The organism is Moraxella caviae (genome assembly GCF_002014985.1).
GTDB lineage: Bacteria > Pseudomonadota > Gammaproteobacteria > Pseudomonadales > Moraxellaceae > Moraxella > Moraxella caviae.
Window position 1 is genome coordinate 81,318 of record NZ_MUXU01000038.1, and the last position, 21,996, is coordinate 103,313.

The following is a 21,996-nucleotide window of genomic DNA, read 5'->3' on the forward strand; positions in this document are numbered from 1 at the left end:
AACACTTTTATGGCAATTTGGCAGTGTGATAAGCGCTCATTACTTGATCAATACTTACAATCAATGGCGTAGCTGGAAAATCAAACGATGGATTTATTGGACAAACGACTGATATATTTTTATCAAGCGGTGCAGCATGGCGGCATTCGTGCAGCGGCAGATACGCTCGGTCTTGCGCCCAGTGCTGTCAGTCGGCAAATCACAAGTCTTGAGCGCACACTTGGCACAGCGTTGTTTGAAAGGCACATCAAAGGCGCGATTCCTACCGAAGCAGGCAGGGAAGTTTTGGTGTGTTATCAAGAATTTTTAAACCAAGAAAACTTACTCAAAGAAAAAATCACCGCCTTGCAGGGCTTAAATGCTGGCAACATCACTATCAGTACAGGCGCAGGCTATGTCAAGCATTTATCAGAAGTGGTGGCGAAATTTTGCGCCGACTATCCAAACATTCATGTGCAAATTGACATTCATGGTACAAGTGAAATTGTGCGCAAAATCCTTGACAACGAAACACAGCTTGGCATCGTTTATCATTTTATCAATCATCATCACATACGCTCACACTTTCAGACCACGCACAGATTGTGTGTATTTTTGCCGAAAAATCATGCACTTGCTAATCGAAAAAGCATTGATTTAAAAGAGATTTATCATGAAAGATGGGCGCTTACCGACACCACGCACGGCATTCGCCATCTGGTAGAAAGCATGGCAGGCCATCACAGTATTCGCCCTGCGCTGCTGTGCAACGACATGAATCTGCTCAAAGATTACGCCAGATGCGGCGGTATTACGCTATTGCCAGAGTTCATGTATTATCCTGAAGATGTGCCAACGCTTGCCGCCATTCCTTTGACCGAACAAGCCTTCACCCAAGCCAAATCGCAAATCATCACAAGACGCGGCAAGGCATTATCCGCCGCCAATCTTGCGCTGATTGACAGATTAAAAGAGATGTTTCGGGGGTTGAAAGGCGGTCATGCTAATTTTAGATAAATGTCATAAATCTGCCCCCACATTCCCACCACCCAAAAGCTGTGGTACAATTCACCTTTTTAATATTCAATCACGCTTCAATCTTTCATCATTTTAAGCACCCAATCATTTAAAAGCCGCACCATGACTAATAAGACCGCCGCACCCGCAACGCCCACCCACGCCACAGGCTCGTATTTTGGCTCGCTGTGGATGGTGGCGGCTACGGTTTGTTTTACCATCATGGGCGTGCTGGTCAAGCTCACCGCCCAAAAATTCGCCCTACACGAGTACGAGCTGACCTTTTGGCGCATGGGTTTTGCCACGTTGGTGCTTGGTATTCACGCCAGCGCCACAGGCAAGGTTTTCGCCACGCGCTACCCAAAAGAGCATTTTTATCGCAGCGTGGTTGGCGGCGTAAGCGTGCTGATGTTCTTTTATGGCATCGCACATTTACCACTGGCGACTGCGATTACTTTTAACTACACATCGGCAATTTTTCTGGCGATTTTATCGGTAATTATCCTAAAGCAGCGTCCGCACCCTTTGACGTGGTTTGCGCTGATTTTGGGTTTTGTGGGCGTGGCGTTGCTGCTGCAGCCTGCGATTGCCGCAAGTGGTACTTTGCCCACTTTTATGGGTATTTTAGGCGGTGCGATGGCAGGATATGCGTATTTGCAAGTGCGTGAATTGTCGCTTTTGGGCGAGCCATCTTGGCGTATTGTGTTTTATTTTTCGCTGGTGGCGTCTGTTTTGGCGGGCATTGTGGCGACGTGGCGCGGCTGGAGCGTCATCACTTGGGAAATTTTGCCTTATGTGCTGGGCATTGGGCTGTCGGCATTGATTGCGCAGCTTTTGATGACGCACGCTTATAAAGTTGGACGCAAATTCATGGTTGCTGCGCTCAGCTACGGCACGGTGGTGCTGTCCACTTTGTACGGCGTGTTTGTGCTTGGCGAGCCGCTTGGCGCACTTGCCATGACTGGCATTGCTTTGGTGGTGCTAAGTGGCGTTTTGGCGGGATTAAAAGGTTGAGCGTTTTATCAAGTTTTGCCAATTTAAGTCAAATCTGTGAAATTCGCCCAGCGTTTTGTGGTAATTTCACGCAACTTTTACTTAAATTTCACTCAAATCCCACTTGAATTTCACACAAATTTTTACTGTATTTCGCCCATATTTTTATCTGTGGTTTTGCCAGCCTTAAAAAACTGCGATTTTTTGCGCCAACGTCTTGATAAATTAAGAAAATTTTGCTAATTTGCCCAAAAATCAGATGACGAATGAATGCGGTCATGCTAAAATAAGCGAAGCTGTGTTTAGCGTTTGTCAAGTGTGGCAGCGCACAAAACACCATTTATTCACGCATTTTTCATCAATTCACCAACGGCAAACACTGGGGCGACTATGCAAACAGACGTAATTTGGATTATTTTGGCATTACTGGCACTGGTTGTCGGTGCGTTTGTTGTGCTTCGCCATTTTACCAGTCGTGGCAGCGCGCCTGCCGAGCAAGGCGACACGCAGTTTAAGGACGGCTTGCCAATCACGCCACGAGACGAGCGTGAATTACCACAAACCAGCCAAGATGACGAAGATGCACTATCCAGCATGGCGGCTGTGGCGGCGTCATCGCCTGTGGTTACATCGCCTACAGTGGCAACTTCGCCTGTGATGAATACGCCTGCCGACACGCCAAGCACAAGTGCTGCCCTTGAGAATGCCGCTGATGATTTGGCGGTTTCTGACAATGCGATTGACGCTCAAAGTCAAGCCAATCCAAGCGATGTTGAGCCATCGGCACAAATGCAGGCGCTGGATGCGCAATTTGAGCAAAATTCGCCTGTGCTGGATCGCCATTTGAGCGCACAACAAGACTTTGAGCAAAAAAACGACCCGCTACTCAATGCCGAAACCACCATCACCATCGTCATTCAGCCACGCGGCAATTTCGCCAGTCTGTCAGGTCAAAAGGTGCTGGAATTGGTGCGTGCCTATGGGCTAAAATACGGTGCGATGAGTATGTTCCATCGCTATGCTTATGAAGATGGCTCGGGCGATTTGTGGTTTAGTATGCTGGGTCTGGATTATGATGGCGTGCGTGAATTTGACCTAAACACCATCACCAGCAATCATTTTACAGGTGTGATTTTGTTCTTGCCTTTGCCAAATCCACACGCACAACGTGGCTTTGACAGCATGGTGGAAGTTGCTAAGATGATGGCGGACGAGCTGGATGCGGACTTGCTGGACGAAAACCACTCACCGCTTGATGACGTAGAACTTGCCAAATTACGCGCACAAGTCATCAATTACTGATTTTTACAGCAAGTTAAAATCACAAAACCACCGTCTTAATGCTTAAAGCGGTGGTTTTTTGTGAGTGGTGTTATCTATGATTGCTTGGACAGACCATTGTTCATAAGATGCAATGGCAAAGCTTAACAAACTGCCTTTAATTTTACCATCAAATCAACATCGCTTCAGATAAAAATAAATAACATCTTAAATAAACCTAACAACACATTATTAAATAAAGTCACAGTTCAAACAAATGCAGCATGAATGATGCTCTACATAAAAACAGCAAGTTTTACACAGTGCCATAAAAAGCAAAAACACGGTAGTCATCTAACTACCGTGTTGAACTATATCACATCACAAAATTAACGGCGTAATAGCATTGTTTTCACTTGTGAGCGAATTTTATTCACTTGTTCATCAACTTTAGATTTCACATTTGTGGTTGCTTGAACATCGAATTTAACAACTTTTGAGCTTTCTGTTGGTGCTGCATTTTGAGTAGTTGTGCCTTGTACCGTCAGTTGGTTGTTGGCAGTATTCACACCTGCAACACTGTTTGTTTGCTCGCGTTTTGAATCAACAGCAATGCCTGCGTCTGCTTTAATGCCTGCAATCGTGCCATTGTTCCAATCATTAGCTGCAGCAGCTAGCCAGTTATCATCTGGATGTGCGGTGAATTTACCGCTACCACTTGCTGATAAGCTAACACTCACTTCGTTAATTTTATTTGAAGCTGTTTCGCTATGGCTGTTGCCTGCGATATTGCCTGACACGCTGTTTGCATTAAGCTGGCTTGCGTTAAATAGTGCATTGCCCCCTACATTAAGCTGAGCGTTATCACTCGTGAGGTTTGTGCTAGTATGCGTATCGTTACGCACAACATTCACATCAAGTGAAGCACTACCCCCTGCTGGTGTCCAAGCTTGCTCACTTACGCCACCGCTTAATGCAAGACTGGTTGCAACATCTGTTTTCTTCACTTTATCATTGGCAGATAGCACATTTAAATCGCCTTTGCCGCTATCTAGTGTCAGTTGTTTGCTGTTACTGCTTACACCAGTCAGCGAAATGCCATTTTGTGCTTGAATGTGAAGATTTTCGGCATTTACATTGCTTGCTGTATGTGTTTGGCTGTTTTCGTGCTTGACGGATAGATTGCCTTTAATCGCTGCATCAGCAAGATTTGCCCCTAATGAAACGCCAGCACCTACATTCACCGCAAGGCTGTTTTGGCTATTTTGACCCGCACTTACGTCCACTTTATTCGCAACGATATTGGCATTGGTTGCGTTAATCTCGGTGTTTTGTAGATTTACATTGCCTTGACTGCTAATGGCAACGTTGCCACCACTAATTTGGCTGCCTTGTGCGGTAGTGCTGTCAAGGCGATTGCCATTAACATTAACATCAACTTTAATTGATGGAATCGCAGCACCTGCCGCAGGGACAACCAGTGCACCTACCCCCACAGTGGTGTTAAAACCACCACGCTGGCTTTCGCTGTTGCTTGCTTGTGCAAAGTGTGCCCCTTCTGTGGCGTTAATGCTGACATTTTGTTTGCCATAAATATCGGCTTGGCTGTATAACTTGCCTGTTTGAATATTGACGTTTTCAGCATTGATACCTGCTTTTTGAGCTTGTGTGCTTTCACCTTTATCAAGTTGGAATTTTGCCCCAACTTCCACACCTACATTCGCAGTTTGGAAATCTTTGGTGTTTGCAGAAAGTTTAGCATTGACACCGCCGCTGACGTTATTTGTCGCTGTGTGGTTATTGACTGCATTAAGCTGATGTTCTTGCGAGGTGAGATTAACATTGTTTCCAGCTTGGTATTGGGTCGCATTATCAATCAACTGATGAGCATTGACATTCACATCTTGGGTCGCATTGATCTGTGTTCCTTGATGAGTGGTTGATTGGGTTTGTTTACGCCCCCCTTCAGCATTTAATGCAAGGCTGCCATTAACCAATTTATCTTTGTTTACACCCACAGTGAACGTTGCTGAAACATCAACATCTTTACTGGTTTTGCTTGCTTGGCTTTGGGCAGTATCGTGCTGAATGTGTTTGGCATTTTCTACAACATTTTGACCGCTTACTGTGCTGCCTTGATGACGAATGCTCTCTGCCGTTAAGTTCACGTTATTGTTCGCAGACAATGTACTTGTTTGTGCAATTTGAGTGTTGGTTGTGGTGTTATTGTGTTTCACTCCTAAACTTGCACTGCCTGTGATACCTGACTCAGTGGCAGTTGCGGTTAAAATCAACCCTGCATCTGTCGTACGATGATTTGTATCCTGTGTTGCCGTTTGTGCTAAGCTACTAATGCTGTTGGCATTGATATTTAAATCTCCCACAGCAGCACTGATTGCACTACCAGCCACTTCAAGAGCCTGTGTATTTACCACAACTGAACCACCGCTCACATTTGAGCCTGTGTAAGTCGTGCTTTGGCTACTGCTGTCAGATTTATGCACCCCTAAAGTTGCACTTGCAGATACATTAAAGCCTGCCGTAACTTTGTTTTCTGCTTTTTCTACTGAAGCAGGGTTATACTCGACATTGCCATCAATATTCACCACTTTATTATTGGTGCCAATGTTAGCTAAGTTGGCGCTGGCGGTCGCACTGCTTGCCAAATGCCCGATTAAAAGAGGGGTTTTGCTGTTCATTGAGGCGTGAACAGTCGCATTATTCACTCTTGCACTCAAGCCTACATTAACTTCTGAGCTTGTGCTGCTCTGATGATTTTCTGCTCCTTTCACATTCACATTACCTAAATTAGCAATAGCTAATAATTCGCCCGCTCCCACTTGGCTACCTGTGATATTGACATCTTTATCGGTAGTCAACACAAGATTAGATTGTGATTTTAAGGTTGAGCCTTGTGCGGTGCTAGTATGTACATAATTATGAGTGCGTTCTTTGGTAATGTTAAAAATAGTACCTAGACGGTTGTGGTTTTCTTCCGTCACGGTTGCTTGAACAGAATCGATAACTAAATCGCCTTGATTGCCTTTTACTAACGCATTTTGACCAGCGATAACGCGACTACCTTGTAAGCCTACGCCATTTTGTGCATCAATGAATAACACCTTATCAACGGTGAAATCCGCACCATTTTGCACGACTTCATTTTTAGTTGAGCCTAAACTTTTCGCACCAGCTAAACCACCCCAGTATTTTTCATTGTCTTGAATGTTAAAGCGAGTCTGGCTTTGCTCTGCAGAGAAATTGACTTTGCCATTATTTTGCATTATTGCCGAACCGTTAATTTTGGCACGCGTACCTGCAAAATTAACATCGCCATTGCCACTTACAATCAGGTTTTCACCAATATCCAATTGAGAAGCGTGATAGGCTTCCTGATGTGATTCTTGTAAGGCAAAGCCTGTTCGTAATTTTGCACTTTCACGTTTGAAATCGGCACGAGCTGATTCTGTGTTGGTTGTTTTTGCTCCAGAAAGTGTAATGCCTTGTTCGCCATATAGCCCTAAAGTTTTGGCTTTAATATTGACAGCTTCGCCGTTCAGCTTGCCGTCTGTTGCGACTAACGCAAGATGATCAACATTTAAATTGGTACGGTGTAGCGCTTCTTTTGAACTGGTATCAACTTCAGAACGTTTCCACAAACCTTTGCTTTGATGCACTTCTTGTGTGGAAGTATTTTTAGTTTTTAGACCGCTTATATCTACACTGCCAGCAACAATAGCCCCTGTTTTTGCGTTGATATTTGACCCTGTGAGGGTTAATTTATCTTTTACATCAACGGTTAGTTTATCTGCTTTAACATTTGTGGCTTTAACGTTTTGGGTGTCGCTATGTTTTGTTTCAGTTACTGTTACACGATCGCCACGCATATAAGTTTGGCTATGGTGCTTAGTTTGTGTTGTGACAACACCGCTTAAATTGGCATTGCCAGCACTTAATACCAACTCTGAGGCTTGTAAATTTGCACCATTGGCGTGTACAGTTGCACGCTCATCGGTTGAGTGAATACGAATACGATTAGATTGCATACTGCCAAACACTTTACCGTCTAGCACTTGCCCTTTTTGAATGGCGTTTTTAACGCTTAAATTACCTTTATCATCACGGGCGATTTGGTTACGCCCAATCACCACATCAACGCTGTCTTTGGCTTTGATATTGCCTGAAATATTGACCGTTGGTGCAATTAAATCAAGGCGATCGACACCACTTGCTGCGTTGCCATTAGTGGTTAAGGCTTTATCACCAGTAACGTTATAACCTGTTAGCTTGCCATTATTCACTTCTGCTTTACCGACCACAAGACTTGCACGAGGTGTGTTGATAAAACCACAACCATCACAACTAATACCATTCGGGTTGGCAAGCACATAATCCGCTTTTTGGCCTAAGATTTCTTGTTTGCCCGCTAATTTAGACGGCGCTCTGCTAACCACTTCATTTAAAATCACCTTAGCAGACTGTTGTTTTAAGTTTGGGTTTTTAGCAACCTGTCCTGCCAGTTGCGATTGCCCGCCAGTCATTGAGTTATTCAGCACTGCACCGGCTTTATCTACGTTATATCGATTATATTTATTGTGTGATAAACCTGCGTTTGATGGCGTAGCAATTTGCACAATCTCCACACCACCAGTTTTGCTAACCTGTGTGCCATTATTGGCAGGTCTAATATCCGCCGACACAGACTGATTCGCCGCTATCAACGTCAAAGCCGCCGCAGCACGCGCTGAAAAAGTTAATTTTTTAGACATATACTCTCCTTGAGAAATCATTGTTCACAGCACGTGCAAAATGCTGCCCAATTTTTTTCACCAAAAGCAAACTCACCCAAAGTTAAGTTTACTCAAAACAAATAACTAAGACTTGCAAACACTGAACGCTCCTGCATCAGTGGTGGTTGCTCACCAAAAGCACGTCCTGTTGCCCATTCCACATTGGCTCGCCAATGTGGGTGAGAAGCATTGATACCCACCCCATAAGCTAAGGCTTTTTGGTGATGAGTGCCAATACCACTTGATTTTTGTACACCAATATCAAATAAGAAATAAGGCTCAAGTTGCCAGTTAGAGATTGGTTTTATCCAACCGAATTGATTTTGCAACACCATATTTTTTTCGGCTGACCAGCTATAATCATTAAAACCACGCACTGCATAGCGAGATGTTAAATCTGCTTGTTCTATTGCGGGTAAATAGTTGTTGCTATATTGCATTGTTAAGCGATGTTGCTGGTGGAAAATTTGCTCACGCCAGCGAGGATATAGGTGCACATCAGCACTTGCTTGCCAAAGATTAAACTGTGCTTGAGGCTGATTGCGATCTGTGCTTTGCACATTAGTATCCCATTTCAAACCACGTTTATAGCTAACATTTGCAGAGATTGACCCATTTTCAATCAATTGCAAATGGTTAAAACTGGCTGTTGTGCTGGTATATTTCGGGCTTTGTAAAGCCAGTATGCCACTTTCAAATCGCACCTTGCTATCTACACGATCTAAAGCAGCAGAAAGGGTTGAAATATAATTGCTGCCTCGGCTAACAACATAATCTGCTTTAAGCCCTGATTGGATTGTACGCCCTTTTTGGCGAACAGTATGGTAAGTCAAAGGAAGATCGGAATGAAATTGTGAGGCGGAAAGATAGGCATTAAATGTCCAATAACCATAAGGAACAGAATAAAAAAGCGAGGACGAACGACTAACATTACGATTAGTGCCATTTAACGTGTGGTTTAAACCCAAATAAAGGCTATCTTCTAGCCCCAACGGATTATCCCACGTTAGCCCCATACGAGCTTGCCAACGATCATATTGACGTATACTGTTATTATCTAACCCAATAAAACCAGAAATAGGCGATTTGGGTTCATTAACAAAAACAAGTTCAATCTCACCATTACTCGATGGTAGCACATCTACACTCACTTCATTCATCGCCAAACGATTGGCTTGGTCAAGCCCTTGATCCAAATCGTGAATGTTGAGTGGCTTACCAACAAGATTTGGAAAAAGCATTGTGGTATTAAGTGGTGCCTCTGCCCGAATTTGGCTTACTTTACCTTCCGTGACACGCAAAATTAAATTGCCTGTTTGGTGATCTTCAAATTGAAAAGGATTATGAATATAGCCTTTTTCTACATAAGCCTGTGTTATCGATCGGCTAAGCTGATTTAAACGTGCTTCATTGATACATTCATCAGGACGAAGGGCAAAAGGAGTAGGATCAATTAAATGAAAATCAACAAATTCAATTTGTTTGTAAGGTAGGCAAAGTTCAGAAAAATCGTTTGAGGTATCTGTATCGTTTTTTTGGAAAGAATGCTGAGCAAACCAACGTTGTTGCTGTTGTTGGTTAAGTTGCTGAAAGGCTTGTTTATTTTGTTGGTAATGATTAGATAACGCTTCGTTGGCATGTATATCCAGTACGTCAGCCTGCGCAAAAGCCGATAATACTAAAAGTAACGCAACTCCTAAATAACGCATAACAAACCGTCCAATTTTGGCAAAACACACAAACCCAACACAAGGTTACATAATATACCAAAATTCTTACAAATTCATGTCAAAAATACAATAAATTTACCTTTTGTTAAAAAAATTTATCAAATCATTGTATTGCAACATCTCTTACATCTAAAAAATTTCACAAACCCATTACTTAAACCCTGAATTTCAGCAAAATAAACATTCACAAAATTCTTTTTATTCTCATCTGCGTCTCAAAGTACGCACCAATCACCGCGTTTCACAAAATACCCCACCCACAACCAAAACACCATCAATTTAAAATTTATGACGAAAACATAAAATCATTCAGATAAATCAATTATACAAATCACAAAATTACGAATAATCAATTTGGAATACCGCTCGTCAGCATTATAAAATAACTCATCAACAAACCACCTAAGCACAGGTTTTCACCCACCACATTACACGCTATAATACTCATGTCTATTCTAAACACCACATCCATGCCAAAAGCCCCAAACACTAAGCCTGCCGTTTCTAAAAACGCTCTTGTGCGAGCGTTATTTGCGGCATTTGGCGGTGTGTTTTTGGCATTAGGCGTGGCAGGTATTATTTTACCGGGCGTACCGACAACGGTTTTTGTGCTGATGGCGGCGTACTGCTGGGCGCGCAGTTCGGCGCGCTTTCATGCATGGCTGATGGCGCACCGTGTGTTTGGGCGCATTGTGCGCGATTGGGAAGAACGTCAAGCCGTGCCACGCCGTGCCAAATATCTGGCGTGGAGCATGATGAGCCTTTCAAATGCGTGGCTGTATTACAGCTTGCCCAGCGAAAAATTATGGCTGCTCGTGCTGTCGCTTGTGGTGTGTGCCATCGGTGCGCTGTGGCTGTATCGTTTGCCTGATGCCTAAATAAATGCACGCAGACTGATTGGCAAGCACTTAAAACACCACCAAAACAAAACCCCAAAACCAACGTTTTGGGGTTTTGTTATCAGCACAATGGAATTCAAAACGGAATGTCGTCATCGTCCACGCTTGGGGCTGGTGCTTTGCTTGGAGCTGGCGGTGCGTCAGATTTCGGTGCGCCAAAGGTGTTTGCGCTTGGTGCGCCTTGATTGGCAAAGCCGTTTTGTGGCGGTGGCGTTTGTCCGCCATTTTGGTTAAAGCCGCCTTGGTTGCCAGCGAATTGATTTTGACCGCCTTGGTTGCCGCCTTGATAACCGCCGCCATAATTTTGCTCAGCACCAAAGTTTTGGTTTTGTCCGCCAAAGCCCTGCGCGCCGCCATTTTGGTAAGCGTTTTGGTTGTTGTAGCCTTGGTTGTTTTGTGCGCCAAAGTTGCGGTTTTGGTTGTTACCCCATTGTCCGCCTTGGTTGCCGCCTTGATAACCGCCGCCGTAGCCGCCTTGGTTGTCGTTATTGCTGCTTAGCATACGCATTTCGCTGGCACGGATTTCGGTGCTGTAGCGCTCCACGCCTTGTTGGTCGGTGTATTTGCGTGTTTGCAAGCTGCCTTCCACATAAACCATGCTGCCTTTGCGCAAATATTGGGCGGCGATTTCGCCCAAGCGGTTAAACAGGCTGATTCTATGCCATTCGGTCTGCTCTTTGCGCTCGCCTGTGTTTTTGTCCGTCCAACGCTCACTGGTGGCGACGCTGATGTTGGTTACGCCGCCGCCATTTTGAAATTGGCGAACTTCTGGGTCATTCCCTAAGCGACCCACGATAATCACTTTATTCACACTGCTCATACGATTCTCATCACTCGTTGTTGGTTTGTTTTTGTTGAATGAATTTAAAGGCACTGCCTGCCAAGTCTTGCAAACAAGCCACGCTTGGCAAATGACAACCTATCTAAGCACCACTTGCCACGACAAATTCATCAATCTTATGCGTACTTTACCCAAATTTTCGCCAAATTGCTAGTATCTGAACAAAATATCATCAAATTTCTTGATAATTGACGCATTTACGCCTGCTGTCAGCACGGCAAATTTTTAGCCAGCGGCTTGCGCATTTTTGATAGCTTGCGTTTTATGCTGATGATTTATCATCAGTTTTTGGCGCTTTCAAGCATCGGTTTTAAAAATCTGCCCGTGTGCGAGCGTGTGTCCGCCGCCACATCTTCAGGCGTACCCGTTGCCACGATTTCACCGCCGCCAGAGCCGCCTTCATAGCCCAAATCCACAATCCAATCCGCCGTCTTAATCACGTCCAGATTATGCTCAATCACCACCACCGTATTGCCACGGTCGCGCAAGGTGTGCAAAATTGACAAAAGTTTGGCGATGTCATGAAAATGCAGCCCTGTGGTCGGCTCATCTAAGATGTACAGCGTCTGCCCTGTGTCTCGCTTGGCAAGTTCTTTGGCAAGTTTGACACGCTGCGCTTCACCGCCAGAGAGTGTCGTGGCAGATTGCCCCAAGCGGATATAATCCAGCCCCACGTCCGCCAAGGCTTCAATGCGTCTGGCGATGGCAGGAATGTTCTCAAAAAACGTGAGCGCTTCTTCCACCGTCATATCCAGCACATCGCTGATGGATTTGCCTTTATAATGCACTTCCAGCGTCTCGCGGTTGTAGCGTTTGCCATGGCACGCATCGCACGGCACATACATATCAGGCAAAAAGTGCATTTCCACCTTAATCAAGCCATCGCCTTGGCACACTTCGCAGCGTCCGCCCTTGACGTTAAAGCTAAAACGCCCTGCCTTGTAGCCACGCGCGCGTGCTTCTGGCGTTTGGGTGAATAGGTCTCGAATCAAGGTAAACACCCCTGTATAAGTCGCAGGGTTTGAGCGTGGCGTGCGCCCAATCGGACTTTGGTCAATATCCACCATTTTATCTAGATGCTCAAGCCCTGTGATTTTCTCATACGGCTCAGCAACAAGCGTGCTGGCATTATTCAGCTCAGTTGCGGCAAGTGGCATGAGCGTGCGGTTAATCAGTGTGGATTTGCCAGAACCTGACACGCCCGTGATGCACGTCATCACACCAATAGGAATTTGCAAATCCACGTTTTTTAGATTGTTACCGCTTGCGCCTTGCAGCTCAATGTACAGCGGCTCTTGGGTGGACTTTTTGCCCTTTTTGATTTCTTGGGTTTTTGGGCTGTGGCGGTGTTTTGGCACGTCAATGCGGCGTTTGCCAGACAAATATTCGCCTGTCAATGAGCCTTCCGTCTGCGCCACTTCATCAGCCGTCCCAGCAGCAATCACTCGCCCGCCATGCACGCCTGCACCCACGCCAATATCAATGATGTGATCGGCTTGGCGAATGGCATCTTCGTCATGCTCCACCACGACCACCGTATTGCCCAAATCTCGCAGATGCGTCAGCGTGGAAAGCAGGCGGTCGTTATCCCTTTGGTGCAAGCCAATGGACGGCTCGTCCAGCACATACATCACACCCATCAAGCCTGCGCCGATTTGGCTTGCCAAGCGAATTCGCTGCGCTTCACCGCCAGAAAGCGTCTCGGCTGAGCGCGCCAAAGTCAGATATTCCAAGCCAACTTTGGTCAAAAATCCCAAACGCTCACGCACTTCTTTGAAAATCTTGTCCGCCACTTCGCCTTTTGCGCCATCAATGTGCAGATTTTCATAATATTGCCACGCTTCGCCAATCGGCAGATGAATGATGTCGCCAATCACACGCCCGTCCACTTGTACATGGCGCGCAATGTCATTTAGGCGCACGCCTTGGCAGACGTTACAAGTCGTATCTGACAAATATTGCGCCAACTCATCACGCACAAGGTTGCTCGTGGTGCTGGCGTAGCGTCTTTCCAAATACGGCAAAATTCCTTCAAAAGGCACGGTTTTTGTGGATTTGCGCCCACGTTCATCGGTGAAATTAAAGGTGATTTTTTCTTTGCCAGAGCCGTGCAAAATCACGTTTTGCGCCTTTTTGTCAAGCGCTTGCCAAGGTGAATCCATATCAATGCCAAAATGCTCACACACCGTGGCAAGCAAGCCAAAATAATAAGCGTGGCGCTTATCCCAGCCGTGAATCGCCCCTTGGTTGAGTGATTTTTCAGGCTGAGTGATGATGCGCTCGGCGGCGAAATATTGGCGTTTGCCAAGCCCATCACAGCTTGGGCAAGCACCTGCTGGATTATTAAAACTGAACAATCTTGGCTCAAGCTCGCTCACCGCACGCTCGCACACAGGGCAAGAGTGCTTGGCAGAAAGAATCTGCTCATCATCGCCGTTTGGGTTGCCGTCCATGTGGTATAAAATCGCCAAATCCGAACCCAATCTTAGCGCGGTTTCCAGACTTTCTGCCACACGATTTCCCAAATCATCACGCACTTTAAATCTGTCCACCACCACTTCAATGCTGTGTTTTTTGTTTTTCTCAAGACTTGGCAGCTCGTCCGTGTCATACACCACATCATCAATGCGCACTTTGGTAAAGCCTTGGGCGGACAGCTGGTCTAAAAGTGCGCTATGCTCGCCCTTGCGCTCACGCACCACAGGCGCAAGCAGCATGAGTTTTGTGCCTTCTGGCAACGCCAAAATGCCGTCCACCATCTCGCTCACCGTCTGCGCCACCATCGGCAAATCATGCTCAGGGCAATGCGGCACGCCCACGCGCGCAAACAAAAGACGCAGATAATCGTACACTTCGGTAATCGTCCCCACGGTGGAGCGTGGGTTGTGGTTGGTGGATTTTTGCTCAATGGCGATGGCAGGCGACAAGCCTTCAATGCTGTCTACGTCAGGCTTTTCCATCTGGCTTAAAAATTGGCGTGCATAAGCCGACAAGCTCTCCACATAGCGGCGTTGTCCTTCGGCATACAGCGTATCAAACACCAAAGAAGACTTGCCAGATCCTGACAAACCTGTAATGACCACGAATTTATCGCGCGGAATGTCCACGTTGATGTTTTTAAGATTGTGCGTGCGTGCGCCTTTGATGTGAATGTATTCGTGTGCCATGAGAAAATTGCCTTTGTTGTTTTAATTGTCTAAACGGATTGCCAGATAAACAGATGATAAACTTAATCGTAAAAATAAGGGGCTTTTAACAAAACCCCTTTATTATACCACGACTGCACTTTAATAAAATCAAATGAATCAATCAACTGCGCTTAATATAAGTTCTTTATAGCCAAGACAGCCGTCTCGTGAGCCGTTATCGCAGGCTTTGCCATACCAATACTTTGCAAGGTCGGTGTTTTGCTCAAGACCTTGTCCGTAATGATACAAATAGCCCAAGCTGTACTGAGCTTCCCCGTGGTCTTGGTCGGCAGCCTTACGGAACCAATACGCCGCCTGCGCAAAATCCACATCAACGCCATAGCCATAATAATACATCTCGCCCAGCGCATTTTGGGACGATGAAAAGCCTTGATTGGCGGATAAGCGATACAGGCGTAACGCTTCATCATAACTTTGGCGCACATATTCGCCATCAAAATACAGCGAACCCAGCAAGCCTTGACCGATGGCGTTGCCTTGATTGGCGGATTTTTCAGCCCATTCTTTGGCAGCAAAACCATCGCCACCTTCTGCATAAAACGCCATCGCCACCATAGCCTGAGCATCAGCATCGCCGTCAATGGCTTGTTGCAAAATGCGCTCACCGTCCCAATCCGTCAAGCTCATCAAACCTGCCATCACATCATCATCGTTAGATGCCATCGCTGGCTGAGCCAATAATCCCACCGCAAACGCCGCTGCCAACACAAACTTTTTCACAAATCACTCCTTAAAAACCACAACATAAACCGCACTTTCATTATAGGTTTTCCCTGCGCTTTTTGTCAATCCACGCCCAGCACCGTAAACTTGACTTATTTTTTCATGCTTTTTGGGCGGTTTGTTTATAGAGAAAGAAAAACCCTGATAGAAATCAGGGTTTTGTATCATTTATAGATATTGATCAATGTCTCTTGAGCCTACTGGCTCGTACGCTGCAATCTGACTTGCCACTGAGCGGACGCTTTTAGTTGTTGGCGTAAAGGTTGCCACCAGTTTATCGTTGATATAAACTTGGATTTTGCGTGCTTTAGGCGCACCGTCAATAAAATCCAGCCAGTTACCTGCACCTATCCGAGAATCCGTTGGATTATAATTGCCAAACGGTGTTTCAATGGCTCGACCACCATCAAATTTCATTTCAATGCGTGATCTAATTGCGGCATTAATACCAAAGCGGTAATTAACGCTATCAGCTTTTTCATCTCTTGTTTCCACAAATACCAAATATCAATCCATATCTCTTAAAGGCTCACCGCATACTTCCTTAACGGTCGTAGAAAATTCTTTGACGCTTTTTGCCGTTGGTGTAAATGTCGCCACCAGTTTATTATTAGCATAAACTTGAATTTTGCGCGCTTTGGCAATGCCATTCACGAATTTCTTCCAATCTGCTGCTCCGCGATTGGTGCGTGTTGTTGGTCGTTTGGCAGCAGGCGGATACATCATTGGGCCATTGTCAAATTTCATACTGATAATGTTTGGGTTGGTCGAATTGCCATTCCGCCCTTTTGGATAATAACTAATGCTATGATCCACACCAAAAGACCCTGCCCCATAATTACAAGATAAATCAATGAGTTGTTTTTTACTGTTAGTTAGAATAAATGTCCCATACCCACCCATAAATCCGGGCTCACTCCATTCATTAGCTAACGCATGCGCCATCTGCGGCATAAACGCCAAAACCGCAATCAATGGTACAAATTTTTTCATAGATTTCTCCTTAAAACCCATTAAATAAACAAAATCTAAATTCCATTATAAGTTTTACTCCCCCTTGTCAATCCACGCCCAGCACAGCGCCATAAAATCTGCTATAATCCCCCAAACCCCAAACCTCAGCAAATTATGACTTCTATTCACGCCTTTTTGGGCGGCTCGTTTGACCCTGTGCATTTGGCGCATTTGACGATGGCGCACACCGTGTGGCGCACGCTGACGCACGCTTTGCCAAATACCGATGTGAAGGTCTCGCTACTGCCCACCGCTGGCAACCCCTTTAAAGGCACACCCACCGCCACGCACCACCGCTTAGCCATGCTGCAGCTTGGTGTGGCAGACTTGCCCATCGGCGTTGATACGCATGAGCTAAGCCTGCCGCCGCCCGTTTATACCATAGACACCGTGCGCCACTTGGCAGCGCAAAATCCGCACGCACGCCTGATTTTTATCGTGGGACAAGACAGCTTGGCGGCTTTGCCCACTTGGAAAAATGGCTTGCAAATTTTGGATTTTGTGCAAATTTGGGCGTTTTCACGCAGTCTAAATACTGTCAGCACCAAAACCACTTTGCCAAACGTACCAACCGAAGTGCAAGCGCACATCACGCACGATTTGCACGCATTTTTGCAAGGCACGCATAAAATCTATCAAGACCCCACCGCCATCGCCGCCATTTCATCAAGCCAAGTGCGCGCGCTACTTGCCCAAAATCCTGCCAAAGCCGCCAAACTTTTACCAAAAGCAGTGGCAGATTACATCAGCACGCACCAACTTTATCAAAATGCCTAGCTTACGCACAAAAAATCACAAAAACCAAGCGCACCGTGCTATAATCTGCATTATTTTTACTCATTTTGGCAAACGATGCCTGCCGCATTGTGCGCCACCAAACACACATTAAATTTATGACAAATTCAAACACGCTGTCGCTGGACGACAAAATTTCTCTCATCGTCAATGCGCTGGACGACCTAAAAGCCAAAGAAATCACCGTGATGACGGTGGAGCATTTGACGGAAGTTGCCGAGCGCATCATCATCGCCAACGCCACCAGTAAGCGCCATGTCAAGGCTTTGGCGGACAAACTTGGCGCTGCCGCAAAAGAGCAAGGCCTTATGCCGCTTGGGCGTGAAGGCGACAAAGACAGCGACTGGACGCTGGTGGATTTAGGTGCGGTGGTGGTGCACATCATGACTCCGCAAGCGCGCGAATTTTATGATTTGGAAGGCTTGTGGTCATCGCCAGATGCGCTAAAATCTTTGGCAGTCGCGCCAAAAGACTGATTTTAAATCGCTAATTTTTAAATACCGAGTTTTAAACATCAAGTTTTAAAAATCGGATTTTAAAAATCAGATTTTAAACAAAGCCAAAAAACGGCTGAATTTTGTGCCATTATGAACGCAAATTCAGCCTTAAGTTTAACCCAAACTTAACCTAAAATCTGGCACAATTCACCGCCCAACATTAAAATCCCACCCACCAAAACCCAATCATCAAAATCATGCAGGACGCTTTTTTGACACATTCTCACACCATCACCCCAGATGATTTTTCTGCGCTTGCTGCCTTTGATGGCGAGCATCTTTGGCACCCATATGCCACGCTGCCGCCTGCGTATGACAATCACATCGTAAGCCATGCCGATGACGTGCGCTTGTATTTGGCGGACGGTACGGCTTTGATTGACGGTATGTCGTCTTGGTGGGCGGCGATTCACGGCTACAATCACCCCGCGCTCAATGCCGCCATTCACGCCCAGCTTGACAAGATGGCGCACGTGATGTTTGGCGGCTTGACGCACGCACCTGCCATCGCACTTGGCGAGCGGCTGCTTGGCATTGCACCAAAGGGCTTGGATAAGATTTTTTATGCCGACAGCGGCAGTGTGTCGGTGGAAGTCGCCCTAAAAATGGCGCTACAATATCAGCTGGCTTGTGATAAGCCGCACAAAAACGCCTTCGCCAGCACCCATTCTGGCTATCATGGCGACACTTGGCACGCCATGAGCGTGTGCGACCCTGTGAACAGCATGCACGCTTTATACGGCAAACAGCTGCCTGCGCAGTATTTTTTGCCTGCGCCGCCAATGGGGTTTGATGCACCGCTGGACGATACCACCAAAGCGCAGATGAGCGAATTTTTTGTACGCCATCATGACAAATTAGCAGGTTTTATCATCGAGCCAATCGTGCAAGGCGCAGGCGGAATGCGTTTTTATTCGCCTGAATATTTGGCGCATTTGTACGCACTTTGTCAGTACTATGACGTGCTTTTTATCGCCGATGAAATCGCCACAGGATTTGGGCGCACAGGACGAATGTTTGCGGTCAATCACGCCAATATTTGCCCAGACATCATGACGCTTGGCAAGGCACTCACAGGCGGCTATCTGAGCTTTGCTGCCACGCTTTGCACCGACAAGGTGGCGCGCGCCATTCACTGCAGCGACAACCCAGCACTCATGCACGGCCCTACTTTCATGGGCAATCCTTTGGCGTGCAGCGTGGCTTGTTCCAGCCTAGATTTGGCAGTGGCAAATGACACGCCAGCCATCGCAGCACAAATGCAAAGCAAACTTGCCGCCCATCTTGCGCCAGCCGCACAGTGGCAAAGCGTGGCGGACGTGCGCACTTTAGGTGCAATCGCCGTCATTGAAATGCGCGCGCCGATTGATATGCCGATTTTTCAAGCCCTACTATCAAAATACGGCATTTGGGTGCGTCCTTTTGGCAAGCTCGTTTATCTCATGCCGCCTTTTGTGATGAGCGATGACGATTTGGCGGCGCTCTGCCAGCGCTTGCTTGAACTGCTGCAAGAATATTTATCCATCAAAACTTCGTCCAATTAACACCATGACCACCTATTTCATCACCGGCATAGACACTGACGCAGGCAAAAGCTACGCCACAGGCATTTTGGCAAAATCTCTGCTGGCTTGCGGCGTGCGCACCACCACCCAAAAACTTGTGCAAACAGGCGACACCACTGCCAGCACCGACATCCAAACCCACCGAAAACTCATGGGCATACCGCCCACTGCCGATGACATCGCAGGGCTAAGTTGTCCTTTTATTTTCGCCAAGCCTGCTTCACCGCATTTGGCAGCACGCCTAGAAAATCGCACGCTTTGCCTTGACACACTCACCAAAGCCACAAACACGCTCGCCGCTCGCCATGACGTGCTGCTGCTTGAAGGTGCAGGCGGTGTGCTTGTGCCGCTCACCAAAGACGTGCTGACTTTAGATTACATCGCGCGCCATCAATATCCCGCCATCGTGGTTACGTCCGCACGCCTTGGCAGCATCAATCACACCTTGCTCACCCTAGAAGCCATCAGCGCACGCAAATTACCGCTGCACGCTGTGATTTTCAATGCTTATTTTGATAACGACACCGACATCAGCCGTGATACTTTTGGGTTTTTGCGTGAGTTTCTTGATAAGCATTATCCGCACGCCTTACTGCTCACCTTGCCTGACATCAGTAAAAATCCAGAATTTACTTGGCAACTTCGCACCCAAGATTGGTGATGGGTGAAAATTGATGGTGAAGTTGGGGAAGTTGGGGAAGATTGGGAAAGTCTGTTGGTTGGGCGAGCGACAGCATAACCCAACATTCCGAGTGATAAACCATCATTTCGCGTAAAACTGTTCAAAAAACCGTTCGTGGTGAGCTTGTCGAACCATGGGCGGTTTTTGGATTTAATCTTTACTAAATCCAAAAACCGCCACGCTCACCCTTCGACAGGCTCAGGGCGAACGGGAAAAACCATGTCCGTAAGTTGGGTAAGCGACAGCATAACCCAACGCATTTATAGCAAATCTTTGAATTTATTGTATTTTTTCACTTAACTTACTTATCTGACTAACGATAAGCATAATTTAAACAAGCGTCAATTTAAAAAATTGGGAAAGTTAAAAAACCACCCAATCACACGCCCATCATTCGCAATTTTGCAAACGATAATACCAATCATAACGCACGCCAAAGCCAATTTCCAATAAATTCGCCAAAATCCGCCCTGTCAAACCCCACACCACTTCAGGTGCGTCATCGCCGTCCAAATCCACTGCCCAAGCAGGCGTATGCAGCGCCATCGTCTGATTGGCTTGCTGATGACGAAAAACCTGCTCGCTTGGCGCATTTTGGCACAAATAATCCAGCTCAAGCCAAAACAGCTTATCAATCTCATCAGCATTGGGCGATAAATATTGCACAGCCGCAGGGTTGATGCTTGCCACCACAGGACGCACAAGTAAACCCTTTTTAGAAATCTGCATAGGTAAAAACCCCAAAAGCTGAACGTCAGCCGCTCGCAGCGCCACTTCTTCACACGCTTCACGCAGCGCCACCGCCCACGAACTGACATCGCCCAAATCTCGCTTACCGCCCACAAAAGACACTTCGCCTGCGTGGCTGGTCAAATTGCTCGCTCGCCTTGTCAAAAGCACACGCGGCATAGCTTCATCGGTGATTGCCACCAGCACACAAGCGTCAGGCAGTGCGTCAAATTTGGCAGCGTTTGGCGAATGGGTGTTTTTTAAAAGAAGGTTTTTTGAAGAGTTGTCTAAACGATGATTTGGCGCACTTGCACTTTTTGCATTCAGCGCACGCATTTGTGCCACTGCAGCTGTATTGATGGCAGGCGGTGCTAACACGTCATCGCCTTGATAATTTGCCAAATGCTGCGCCAATTCAAAAAAGCGTGAACTTTGCGAAACGCTCACGCACGTTTTATCAATAAACCCTTTGCTGGCAGAATTTGGCATTTGAAAAGCACTCGCAAACGTTGTAAGATAGTCGCAGCGGTTTATCGCACGCCAAGCGCAAAAGCATCAATCATGGCAAGCGTGCATAAACCAAATTTTAACCCAACAATTTTACTATACCATCATGCCTTATTGTTTGCAATGCGGCGCTCCAGCGTCTGAGCGCATTCCGGATGGCGACAGCAAATTGCGACTCGTTTGCGACCGCTGCGACTACATTCATTACGAAAATCCCAAAGTCATCTGCGGGGCGCTGGTGCTGCATGACGACAAAATCTTGATGTGTCGCCGCGCCATTGAGCCACGCTACGGACTTTGGACGCTGCCTGCTGGCTTTATGGAAATCGGCGAAACCATGATGGAAGGCGCACTGCGTGAAACCATTGAAGAAGCCGCTGCCATCGCCACGCACGCCAAGCTGTACTGCCTGTTTGACATTCCCCAGCTTGGGCAAGTACACGCCATGTATTTGGCGAATCTTGCGGACGGTAAATTTGGCGCAGGTGTGGAAAGTTTGGAGTGCGCTTTGGTTGCCGAAGCGGACATTCCTTGGCAAGATTTGGCGTTTCGCACCATCAGCATGACGCTAGAAAATTATTTGGCGGATAAAAAATCCCTGCAAGCACAAGGCAAAGATGCTACAGATTTCACCTTATACCCTTTGCACGAAATTCGCCTTGATGAATATCGCTAAGGTGTACGACTATCAAGTTTAGGTTGGCTTAGCACTCAGTCGGCATTCAATGATTTTACAATCTTTTGCCCCAAAAACCCAAAAAGCAAA

General features: G+C 46.4%; 17 protein-coding genes. 9 read left to right on the top strand and 8 right to left on the bottom strand.

The features are described 5' to 3' along the window. The first annotated feature begins 87 nt into the window (after positions 1-87). The 3 genes from B0181_RS06560 to B0181_RS06575 all read left to right on the top strand — a co-directional run bounded on the left by B0181_RS06560 (position 88) and on the right by B0181_RS06575 (position 3,291). The gene (locus B0181_RS06560; RefSeq protein WP_078276710.1) at positions 88-996 is read left to right on the top strand and encodes a LysR family transcriptional regulator; all 909 of its coding nucleotides are present in this window, start codon (positions 88-90) and stop codon (positions 994-996) included. Positions 997-1,119: 123 nt separating this feature from the next. Then, a complete protein-coding gene (locus tag B0181_RS06565) occupies positions 1,120-2,010 on the top strand; it encodes a DMT family transporter (RefSeq protein ID WP_078276711.1) in 891 nt (296 codons plus the stop codon). 369 nt (positions 2,011-2,379) lie between these two features. After that, complete coding sequence (locus B0181_RS06575; protein ID WP_078276713.1) at positions 2,380-3,291, top strand: cell division protein ZipA C-terminal FtsZ-binding domain-containing protein; 912 nt, start codon at positions 2,380-2,382, stop codon at positions 3,289-3,291. A gap of 347 nt (positions 3,292-3,638) precedes the next feature. Here B0181_RS06575 and B0181_RS06580 read toward each other — a convergent pair whose 3' ends face one another. Next, the gene (locus tag B0181_RS06580) at positions 3,639-8,018 is read right to left on the bottom strand and encodes a two-partner secretion domain-containing protein (protein ID WP_158078941.1); all 4,380 of its coding nucleotides are present in this window, start codon (positions 8,016-8,018) and stop codon (positions 3,639-3,641) included. Between the two features lie 92 nt (positions 8,019-8,110). Next, positions 8,111-9,748, bottom strand: coding sequence for a ShlB/FhaC/HecB family hemolysin secretion/activation protein (locus B0181_RS06585; RefSeq protein ID WP_078276715.1), 1,638 nt, complete (start codon positions 9,746-9,748; stop codon positions 8,111-8,113). Between the two features lie 467 nt (positions 9,749-10,215). Here B0181_RS06585 and B0181_RS06590 point away from each other — a divergent pair, with 467 nt between their 5' ends. Next, entirely contained in the window at positions 10,216-10,647 is a 432-nt protein-coding gene (locus B0181_RS06590; RefSeq protein ID WP_115338081.1) for a YbaN family protein, read from the top strand. Positions 10,648-10,744: 97 nt separating this feature from the next. Here B0181_RS06590 and B0181_RS06595 read toward each other — a convergent pair whose 3' ends face one another. The 5 genes from B0181_RS06595 to B0181_RS06615 form a co-directional block, all read right to left on the bottom strand. After that, complete coding sequence (locus tag B0181_RS06595; protein WP_078276717.1) at positions 10,745-11,488, bottom strand: single-stranded DNA-binding protein; 744 nt, start codon at positions 11,486-11,488, stop codon at positions 10,745-10,747. 302 nt (positions 11,489-11,790) lie between these two features. Further along, positions 11,791-14,676, bottom strand: a complete 2,886-nt coding sequence (uvrA, locus tag B0181_RS06600) for an excinuclease ABC subunit UvrA (RefSeq protein WP_078276718.1) — start codon at positions 14,674-14,676, stop codon at positions 11,791-11,793. Between the two features lie 138 nt (positions 14,677-14,814). Then, the gene (locus B0181_RS06605; protein ID WP_078276719.1) at positions 14,815-15,438 is read right to left on the bottom strand and encodes a tetratricopeptide repeat protein; all 624 of its coding nucleotides are present in this window, start codon (positions 15,436-15,438) and stop codon (positions 14,815-14,817) included. A gap of 171 nt (positions 15,439-15,609) precedes the next feature. Then, on the bottom strand, positions 15,610-15,858 hold the full coding sequence (locus B0181_RS06610; RefSeq protein ID WP_133141424.1) for a hypothetical protein: 249 nt from the start codon (positions 15,856-15,858) through the stop codon (positions 15,610-15,612). Between the two features lie 90 nt (positions 15,859-15,948). Further along, entirely contained in the window at positions 15,949-16,434 is a 486-nt protein-coding gene (locus B0181_RS06615) for a hypothetical protein (RefSeq protein WP_078276721.1), read from the bottom strand. 135 nt (positions 16,435-16,569) lie between these two features. On the opposite strand from B0181_RS06615, the gene nadD reads away from it, so the two are divergent. From nadD to bioD, 4 genes are all read left to right on the top strand, one after another. Then, positions 16,570-17,232: a nicotinate (nicotinamide) nucleotide adenylyltransferase gene (gene nadD, locus B0181_RS06620; RefSeq protein WP_078276722.1), complete on the top strand. Its 663-nt coding sequence runs from the start codon at positions 16,570-16,572 to the stop codon at positions 17,230-17,232. Between the two features lie 116 nt (positions 17,233-17,348). Then, positions 17,349-17,726, top strand: a complete 378-nt coding sequence (gene rsfS, locus B0181_RS06625; RefSeq protein WP_078276734.1) for a ribosome silencing factor — start codon at positions 17,349-17,351, stop codon at positions 17,724-17,726. 233 nt (positions 17,727-17,959) lie between these two features. After that, the gene (bioA, locus tag B0181_RS06630) at positions 17,960-19,291 is read left to right on the top strand and encodes an adenosylmethionine--8-amino-7-oxononanoate transaminase (RefSeq protein ID WP_242620087.1); all 1,332 of its coding nucleotides are present in this window, start codon (positions 17,960-17,962) and stop codon (positions 19,289-19,291) included. Between the two features lie 4 nt (positions 19,292-19,295). Continuing rightward, positions 19,296-19,973: a dethiobiotin synthase gene (gene bioD / locus B0181_RS06635; RefSeq protein ID WP_078276724.1), complete on the top strand. Its 678-nt coding sequence runs from the start codon at positions 19,296-19,298 to the stop codon at positions 19,971-19,973. A 411-nt stretch (positions 19,974-20,384) separates the two neighbouring features. Here bioD and B0181_RS06640 read toward each other — a convergent pair whose 3' ends face one another. After that, on the bottom strand, positions 20,385-21,212 hold the full coding sequence (locus B0181_RS06640; RefSeq protein ID WP_078276725.1) for an NUDIX hydrolase: 828 nt from the start codon (positions 21,210-21,212) through the stop codon (positions 20,385-20,387). Positions 21,213-21,336: 124 nt separating this feature from the next. Between B0181_RS06640 and B0181_RS06645 the strand changes: the two genes are divergently transcribed. Further along, positions 21,337-21,906, top strand: a complete 570-nt coding sequence (locus tag B0181_RS06645; protein WP_078276726.1) for an NUDIX hydrolase — start codon at positions 21,337-21,339, stop codon at positions 21,904-21,906. The last annotated feature ends 90 nt before the right edge of the window (positions 21,907-21,996 follow it).

Coding starts and splice junctions, on each gene's coding strand:
- B0181_RS06560 (WP_078276710.1), top strand. CDS start 88: ATGGATTTATTGGACAAACGACTGATATATTTTTATCAAGCGGTGCAG.
- B0181_RS06565 (WP_078276711.1), top strand. CDS start 1,120: ATGACTAATAAGACCGCCGCACCCGCAACGCCCACCCACGCCACAGGC.
- B0181_RS06575 (WP_078276713.1), top strand. CDS start 2,380: ATGCAAACAGACGTAATTTGGATTATTTTGGCATTACTGGCACTGGTT.
- B0181_RS06580 (WP_158078941.1), bottom strand. CDS start 8,018: ATGTCTAAAAAATTAACTTTTTCAGCGCGTGCTGCGGCGGCTTTGACG.
- B0181_RS06585 (WP_078276715.1), bottom strand. CDS start 9,748: ATGCGTTATTTAGGAGTTGCGTTACTTTTAGTATTATCGGCTTTTGCG.
- B0181_RS06590 (WP_115338081.1), top strand. CDS start 10,216: ATGTCTATTCTAAACACCACATCCATGCCAAAAGCCCCAAACACTAAG.
- B0181_RS06595 (WP_078276717.1), bottom strand. CDS start 11,488: ATGAGCAGTGTGAATAAAGTGATTATCGTGGGTCGCTTAGGGAATGAC.
- uvrA (WP_078276718.1), bottom strand. CDS start 14,676: ATGGCACACGAATACATTCACATCAAAGGCGCACGCACGCACAATCTT.
- B0181_RS06610 (WP_133141424.1), bottom strand. CDS start 15,858: ATGAAATTTGATGGTGGTCGAGCCATTGAAACACCGTTTGGCAATTAT.
- B0181_RS06615 (WP_078276721.1), bottom strand. CDS start 16,434: ATGAAAAAATTTGTACCATTGATTGCGGTTTTGGCGTTTATGCCGCAG.
- nadD (WP_078276722.1), top strand. CDS start 16,570: ATGACTTCTATTCACGCCTTTTTGGGCGGCTCGTTTGACCCTGTGCAT.
- rsfS (WP_078276734.1), top strand. CDS start 17,349: ATGACAAATTCAAACACGCTGTCGCTGGACGACAAAATTTCTCTCATC.
- bioD (WP_078276724.1), top strand. CDS start 19,296: ATGACCACCTATTTCATCACCGGCATAGACACTGACGCAGGCAAAAGC.
- B0181_RS06640 (WP_078276725.1), bottom strand. CDS start 21,212: ATGCCAAATTCTGCCAGCAAAGGGTTTATTGATAAAACGTGCGTGAGC.
- B0181_RS06645 (WP_078276726.1), top strand. CDS start 21,337: ATGCCTTATTGTTTGCAATGCGGCGCTCCAGCGTCTGAGCGCATTCCG.